The organism is Rubritalea sp., from assembly GCF_039830215.1.
Taxonomy (GTDB): Bacteria; Verrucomicrobiota; Verrucomicrobiia; order Verrucomicrobiales; family Akkermansiaceae; genus Rubritalea.
In genome coordinates this window covers 1-6,675 of the sequence record NZ_JBDOPO010000089.1, presented here as the reverse complement: position 1 = coordinate 6,675, position 6,675 = coordinate 1, and the positions used below count along the sequence as shown (strand labels likewise).

At 47.6% G+C, this 6,675-nt stretch carries 6 protein-coding genes; 2 read left to right on the top strand and 4 right to left on the bottom strand.

Annotation, left to right across the window (positions count from 1 at the left end):
- Positions 1–1,370 precede the first annotated feature (1,370 nt).
- Entirely contained in the window at positions 1,371–2,300 is a 930-nt protein-coding gene (gene fabD, locus ABGY95_RS02820) for an ACP S-malonyltransferase (RefSeq protein WP_347440175.1), read from the top strand.
- Positions 2,301–2,514: 214 nt separating this feature from the next.
- On the top strand, positions 2,515–2,700 hold the full coding sequence (locus ABGY95_RS02815) for a hypothetical protein (RefSeq protein ID WP_347440174.1): 186 nt from the start codon (positions 2,515–2,517) through the stop codon (positions 2,698–2,700).
- A 631-nt stretch (positions 2,701–3,331) separates the two neighbouring features.
- On the opposite strand, the gene ABGY95_RS02810 is transcribed toward ABGY95_RS02815, so the two are convergent.
- The 4 genes from ABGY95_RS02810 to ABGY95_RS02795 form a co-directional block, all read right to left on the bottom strand.
- Entirely contained in the window at positions 3,332–4,585 is a 1,254-nt protein-coding gene (locus ABGY95_RS02810) for an acetylornithine/succinylornithine family transaminase (protein ID WP_347440173.1), read from the bottom strand.
- 88 nt (positions 4,586–4,673) lie between these two features.
- Complete coding sequence (locus ABGY95_RS02805) at positions 4,674–5,432, bottom strand: Hsp33 family molecular chaperone HslO (RefSeq protein ID WP_347440171.1); 759 nt, start codon at positions 5,430–5,432, stop codon at positions 4,674–4,676.
- A gap of 247 nt (positions 5,433–5,679) precedes the next feature.
- Complete coding sequence (locus ABGY95_RS02800) at positions 5,680–6,042, bottom strand: Hsp20/alpha crystallin family protein (RefSeq protein WP_347440170.1); 363 nt, start codon at positions 6,040–6,042, stop codon at positions 5,680–5,682.
- A gap of 22 nt (positions 6,043–6,064) precedes the next feature.
- A complete protein-coding gene (locus ABGY95_RS02795; protein WP_347440168.1) occupies positions 6,065–6,430 on the bottom strand; it encodes an Hsp20/alpha crystallin family protein in 366 nt (121 codons plus the stop codon).
- Positions 6,431–6,675 lie beyond the last annotated feature (245 nt).

Here is a 6,675-nt window from a genome sequence, read left to right as displayed (position 1 = left end):
CGGCGTCCGCGGGTTGATTTCGGCTTATCTAGCCTTTGTCATTGCGCAGTCGTTTGGTCCGGGAATCGTGTCAGTAGTTGGTGCTAGCTGCATCCTCATTTCCTCTCTGATGTTACTGCCTGAGCTACTCGCAAGCATGGTGAAAAATTGAGTGGGTCTGGAAAATTTGAACATCTTGCCAAGCCAGCACAGGATGAACAACCAATGAAAAGAAGTCGTAGATTTAGTACGGGCTTTAAAAGCTAAGTAGCTATCGAGGCGCAGCTTGAGCAGGTGCCGATCCATGAGATAGTGAGCAAGTATAAGGTTCTCCTCAGTTAGGTAACCGACTGGAAAAAATTATAGTAAGGAAGGAGCGATCTTCGAGTCGAGTAAAGCCATGATTGGAGAGAAATTTCTGCATCAATGCAAAGAAGACCGCCTCTTTAGGTTGAATGGCCAATTTCAAGCGGAGGTGGATTGTTTTCAGATAGCTGAGAGATCTGCGGTGTCGAGCTGCTAGAGGACGAGTTGAATAAGTAAGGGTTGAATTGTGAATATAAGTCATAAATGACTCATCCTTAAGGTTTAGATGGATTCTTTTTTTCTGAAAATGAACATTTCAGGCAAGCTTATTGCTCGCATCTGAATGTAAGAACCAATGTATGGTCAGGCTCGCGTCCACAATGAGCTAGGGAAGTGAGGCTACCTTTTCCGTGTCGAATGGCTTGGCGATTGATGCGCCTCATAGGAACAGAAACGATCGACCCAAACCTGGCTTTAGCAATGCTGGCAAAGGTCATAAGATTTATCTTTACTTGCTGAGTTGTTTCTAAATTGAGCAATGTAATCCTCTTTGGGGCGCGGACATCACTTACATTCCGTTAGGAAGTGGAAAAGTTGATCATCCGCCAGTGATAGATTGGAGTGTTCGTTATCTGTGTATATGAAGACTCAGCAGCAATTTTGATAGATCTTTTAGTGATGAGTGTTTGGAGGAGGCCTTATCGATTCAGCTTAAGCCGAAAATATTTAATGCTGTTCAAGGGAGCCAGTTCACTAGCGATGACTTCATGCCAGTTCTTAAAGATCCTAATCAGCATCTGAGCCGTCTTTCAATCGAATCAGGCACATCCGGTTTGAATCCACGGCCGGAAACATCAAGTCCTCCGCATGAGGCCACTAGAGTAATACTTTGAGCAGAGTCAACAACAAGAGGATGTCTAACTCTCTTTGGCAACCTGTCCAATAAAGCCGGCCACTTCGCTTAGCTCTTAAGTTTTTGTCGTATCGTGTGAAAAAATTATACGGGCAGTAGATAGCTAGCGAGAATTTTTTAGCGTCTCGTATTGAGGGTTGATTAGTCGAGAACTGGAGGTTAGAGACTGTTTATGGCTAACAAGGTAGTAGTACTCTTTTCAGGACAAGGCGCTCAGAAAGTGGGCATGGGTAAAGATCTCATTGAGGCATTTCCTAGTGCAAAAGCACTTTTTGATAAGGCTGATGCAGCACTCGGTCGTACATTGAGTTCAGTGATGTTTGAGGGGCCAGCTGAAGAACTCATGCGTACGGGCAATTGCCAACCTGCATTGTACCTCCATGGTTTGGCTTGTCTCGAGGTGCTGAAGGAGAAACTTCCAGAGCTAGAGATTGTGACTGCAGCTGGACTGTCACTGGGTGAGTTTACCGCACATGCAGCTGCGAATACATTTTCGTTTGAAGATGGTCTAAAGATCGTCGAACAGCGTGGCGCTTTCATGGAAGAAGCCTGCACTAGCACTGAAGGAGCAATGGCTGCAATGATCGGTGGTGATGAAGAGGCTGTAAAGACTCTCGCAGCAGATAGCGATGTGGATGTAGCAAACTTCAATGCCATTGGACAGATCGTGGTTTCCGGTTCAGTCGATGGAGTCGACAAGGCTGTGGCTGGCGCCAAGGAGCGCGGTATTCGCATGGCTAAGAAGCTTAAGGTTGCTGGTGCTTACCATTCACGCCTCATGCAATCAGCTCAAGACAAGCTTGCCCCAGTTCTCGCTAGTGCTGATATTTCCATGCCATCCGTTCCGGTGTATTCTAACTACAACGCAACTGCGGTTGCAGACACAGCAGAGATCCGCGAGACTCTTGAGAAGCAGGTGACTGGATCTGTGCGTTGGACTGAAAGCATGCAGGCTGCTATTGCGGCAGGTAACACAACATTCATCGAGTTGGGACCCGGCAAAGTACTTGCTGGTCTGATGGGGCGCATTGATAAGAATGTGAAGGTCTACTCGATCGATGATGTGGCATCACTGGAAGCAGTCGTGGCGGAACTCAGCTAATAGCAAGTATTTAATTTCAAAACTAGAAGCGTCTGGCACCTCAGTTGTGCTAGGCGCTTTTTTTGTGGGTAGAATTATATTTTGTTCAATCATGGCCGTGGGGAGAGCTAGACCTCAAAATTCGGATAGGTATTTAAGCTATAATTTTGATGGTGGGGAGCGGTGAAAGCCTCGAACTTTAAAATAATAAAATGAAAGCAAACCATAAAACGACATGAACCCGAGTCCAAGGCACCAGCGGCTCTGGGAGTGCTCCAGTGAGAAAGGACCATTTCAACAGATCGTCAGAGAGTCTGAAATCCACCCTGTGCACGTTTCAGATTGGAAGCAGGCAATGATGGAAAGGGAGCCTGAGTTACTCAGCTCTGACTGGCAGAAGTCTCCGGAAGAGCAATACTAAAGTGAGCAACCCCAATTGTGTGCCGAGATCGGAAAACAGACAGTCGAGATTGATTTTTACCAAAAAATCGAAAATGCCCGACTGTGAGGGATCGCATTGATCGGGTAGACAAAAAGGATTCCAACATTAAGTATCACAAAGCAGAGCAGGCAACTGAGATTGTCTGCGAGCCATAAGTTTGCATGGCACAGCGTGGCAGCAGCTGCGCCGTTCGGGCTTAAACCTGAAGGTTCTCTATCCTACAAGGCACGGCTTCAACATGTAAGTGTGCGGACCTAGTTACTTGTGGATGAAAATGAATTTTGGTACTTTTCTATCGAGACCTTTTCGAGGTCTGTTGGTATGGGGAAGTATTACCGAATGATTCCATTGAAGTTCTCGTATAGGCCTCTCTCCCATGAGGAGGTCTATGGACGACCGACGTACTCTTGTAATTCTAGCAAGCCTTCAACCAAGAGGAGTTTGTATGAAATTGGGCACTGAATCAGTTCAGATCGATGGGTCGAGTGCTGATTTTGTCAGTTTCTGAGCCGTCTTTTGACCTTATATGTGTACTTTTAGTTTGAAGCTAAGTACCTAAAAATAGGAGCATTTAAAGAGAGTAGAAAGAAATGGCCTAGTGTGATTTGAATCATGCCGTTAATTCATCGAGCGCTTCTTTGAGGAGTGTCAATGCGAACGCGACGTCTTGTTCGCTCACATTAAGAGCTGGTAGCCACCTGAGAGTCTCAGCGCCTGCTGGAACTGTGAGCATGCCTTTCTCGGTGAGTTTAAGAACCAAAGCCAGCGCTGGGGTGACACCTTGGCTTGTCTTTATGGCAGATGCATTCAGAGCAAAGCCGAGCATCAGGCCTTTACCTCTGAGCTCCAGGATTGCTGGGTGGTTCCATTCGGAGAGAGCAGCTCTGATTTGCTGCTCTCTAGCGATGACGTTATCGTTCAGCTTAGCCTCTTTGATTTCAGCGAGTACGGCAAGGGCTGCGGCACAGGCAAGCGGGCTTCCACCGTAGGTTGAACCGTGGGTTCTTGGTCCGAGTTGGCTGCTCAGTGTGATACCATCATCAATATCCTTATCGTTGACCCAGAAGGCTCCGATTGGGAACCCGCCGCCTAGTCCCTTAGCCCACGAAAGGGCATCTGGCTGCACGTCGGGAGCGATTGCTCTCCACGCCATATCATTACCGAGCCTTCCGAAGCCAGCTTGGACTTCATCAAACATCAGTAGGAGATCGTGTTCTTTACAAAGCTCAGCAAGTCCATTGAGGAACTCGGCTGTAGCTGAGAATATTCCGCCTTCACCTTGGATGGGTTCTAGCAGGATCGCAGCAGTCTTGTTAGTGATTTGGGCTCTGACGGACTCGAGGTCGTTATAGAGGGCATAGTTGATACCGGGAAGAATTGGGGCAAATCCTTCTTGAATCGAATCTTGGCCGGTCGCTGTAAGGGTGGCCATGGTCCTACCGTGGAATGAATTTCTGAAGGTGATGACTTCATGCCTAGGGCTGCCGTCGGTGCTCGGTTTAGCATTGCCAAACTTACGAGCCAGCTTGATGAGTCCCTCGTTGGCTTCGGCGCCAGAGTTCGAGAAGAAAATTTTACCAGGGATTTTGACGAAGTCTTCGACGATTATTTTGGCGAGTTCCGCTTGCTTTGGAATTTCGTAAAGGTTGGAGCAATGCATCAACTTGCCAGCTTGTTCTTGTATAGCTGTGATGAGGCGCGGGTGGCAGTGGCCAATGGAGCACACGGCGATGCCGGTGCAGAAGTCGAGGAACTTGTTACCTTGATCGTCCCAGAGCCATGAGCCCTCGGCCTTCTCAGGGATAAGAGGGAACCGACCATAGGTCGGTAGTACGTATTGGTTGAATGTGTCGTGAACGGACATGAAATTTTTGATTTAAGATTTTTGATTGTTAGGTGGCTATGAACGTAAAGCCTAACAACCTACCCCGTAAAAAAAGGCAATGACTTTTCTACAGCATGTCGGGGGTGATGACATGCTTTGAGCCACAGCGTGGGCAGGTGATTTCTACTGCGGGGTCCCCTTGGAAGAGTTCTTCTTTGTTGTCTTTGTATTGACCAAGTGCCGGAAGGAATCGCTCGGGAGCACAACCACAATGGAAGCGGAACTTACGAGTCTCGAGGACTTTCGTTTGCTCTTGCTCCATTATTTTTTCAACATCGTCAGTGGTGAGAGCCTCGAGCCATTCTAGGTCGCAGTCGGGCTGCGCAGCTATGAGTACGAAGTTCTCATCGGCTAAACGGAATGCGCGTGCCGGTCGTTGCTCACTTTGCGCGTAGTAGGTTTCCATCCAATGAGCTGGGTCGTTGTCTTCGAGTTCCACTGTGGACTTGCGGCCTTCAGCGTCTTTGACGAGGGTCTGACTGTAGAGGATATTTCGATCAGTCTCCTTCACGTTCTCAGTGAAGAGGTGGCCGGTGATGCTTTCTTCAACAGAACTACCTGTGACGAAAAAGTTGACACGTGGAGCACGCAAACTGACGGTCCAAGCGATGGTTTCAGCCCATGGGCGTGCCACGAGGTGGAGTGTGAGGAAGGCTAGTTTGTCCTTGATGATTGTATCGAGCTGTTCCTTATGGCGCAGCTTGTTCTCCATGAGATGGATATAATAGTCGGTAAATATTGGCGTGAACTGACCACGCACCATCAAGGCGTTGCGCTTGCGGACGAAAATCGATTCTACTTTGGTGAATTCTTCTACGGGTTCCATAGGATCTGAGCTGTTTAAAGAGTGATGGTGATGAGTTGGCATGTGCCGCAAACAACCTGTTGTGGAGGAGTTTACTGCTTTGTCAAATGGGCCTGCCGAAGGGTGTATGGCCTTGAGTCTCATTTGTGAAGTGTAAACGACTAGGTGAACTAAAAGTGAATGCTCCCACACCCTCACTCGAGGATGTGGGAGACTACTCTACCTACACAATGAAAATGGTTTGATGCGCTTTTTTGCGCCGTGGTGATTATTGGTCTATCTCGATTTGCCGTGGCAGGCTCTCATCGCGTCGTCTGATCTGGAGGTTGAGTACTCCATTTTCGACGCGTGCTGAGGTTTTGTTGAGATCTAGGTCTGGATGAATATTTAGCACTAGTTTGTAGTGAGTGGGGCGAGAACTGTTGTTAACGAGGTTCCAGCCTTCAGCAGTAGAGTCTGAGCGTAACGCCTGAATCTTAAGCTGTTGTTTTTCACTGGTGATCGTGACGCCCAGCTTCGCCACTCCTGGGAGGTCGACTGTGACGATCACACCAGTTTTAGTGGATGCGGATGTGTAGGAAGGTCGTGCTGTGATGTTTTCCGTGTCTGTTGTGTTTGTGAATTCTGTCATAATGGTCTTGTGGTAAAGTTGTTTATTGAATGGTGATGTTCTTGTTAGCTGCGACTTCTTCCTTACGTGGTAGGGTGACTTCTAGGACACCATTCTCTAGCTTTGCGGTGATAGAGAGGCTGTTCACCTCATTGCCGAGTGCGAACTTGTGATGTGTTGCCGGTCTTGTCTGTTCTGAGCCTTCCGGTTTTTCTGCGATGAGGTGAAGCGCGCTTTCTTCGAAATACAGTGCTAGATCGGATTTTTCAAACCCAGGTAAGTCGATCCGCACGACCCAGCCACTGTCGGTGGTATAGAGTTGGTGTGCTTCTCGTTTCGGGCACTCCTCTAAGAAATTGTTTAGTTCGCTGAAGAGGCTGCGTGTTGTGAATGGTGAAAATGTTCTCATAATTGGTTTTTAGTTCATCTTTCATAATTGCATCTTGTGTGCCAATTATTCACATTTCATCTATTTCATCTAATATAGAGCGAGTTGTGTGTTTTATTCACGGTGCGTAACCATTGCTGCATAGTTGCTATTTGTTACAATTTGTCCTATGTGCGCCAAATTGTTGGGTCATAATGACTCATTTTGGCCCTGTCAGTCGACCTGACCTATTTTTCTGCGATTTGCTCGATGTTGTATTGCTCGAT

Coding starts and splice junctions, on each gene's coding strand:
- fabD (WP_347440175.1), top strand. CDS start 1,371: ATGGCTAACAAGGTAGTAGTACTCTTTTCAGGACAAGGCGCTCAGAAA.
- ABGY95_RS02815 (WP_347440174.1), top strand. CDS start 2,515: ATGAACCCGAGTCCAAGGCACCAGCGGCTCTGGGAGTGCTCCAGTGAG.
- ABGY95_RS02810 (WP_347440173.1), bottom strand. CDS start 4,585: ATGTCCGTTCACGACACATTCAACCAATACGTACTACCGACCTATGGT.
- ABGY95_RS02805 (WP_347440171.1), bottom strand. CDS start 5,432: ATGGAACCCGTAGAAGAATTCACCAAAGTAGAATCGATTTTCGTCCGC.
- ABGY95_RS02800 (WP_347440170.1), bottom strand. CDS start 6,042: ATGACAGAATTCACAAACACAACAGACACGGAAAACATCACAGCACGA.
- ABGY95_RS02795 (WP_347440168.1), bottom strand. CDS start 6,430: ATGAGAACATTTTCACCATTCACAACACGCAGCCTCTTCAGCGAACTA.